Raw genomic sequence first — 381 nt, 5'->3', positions numbered from 1 at the left:
GTTCATCGCAGTGTCACAAAAGGCCTGTAGCGTGCTTTGGTATTTCAGAGAGATCACCATGCTCGCGCCGGTCCTCAACCCGCAACCCTCATTCTCCGCCCTGCTGTTCGGCCTCAGCGGTTGCCTTGTGGACTTTGGTGCGCAGGCAGCAAGCCCTGCTGCCGACCGGGAATGCAATCATGCAGAGGCGACACCGGGTGCATTGGATGCCCTGCGAAGACTGCGTCAGCAAGGCCTGCCCTGTGCATGGCTGGACGAGTTGCCGGACACACTTAGTAATAATCTTGCTGAACCCTTGAATGACTGGATCATGGCCGCGCCGCGTCCCGTCGCACAGTGGCCTGCGCCAGACGCCTGCTGGACCGCCTTGATGGCTCTGGG

At 60.6% G+C, this 381-nt stretch carries 1 pseudogene; it reads left to right on the top strand.

Going from position 1 to position 381, the window contains the following annotated elements:
• Positions 1-58: 58 nt before the first annotated feature.
• Positions 59-381 (top strand): annotated as a pseudogene (locus EE949_RS00140) (HAD family phosphatase); the annotation flags it as partial.

Source organism: Pseudomonas viridiflava (assembly GCF_900602065.1).
GTDB lineage: Bacteria > Pseudomonadota > Gammaproteobacteria > Pseudomonadales > Pseudomonadaceae > Aquipseudomonas.
This window is presented reverse-complemented; position numbering and strand designations above follow the sequence as displayed.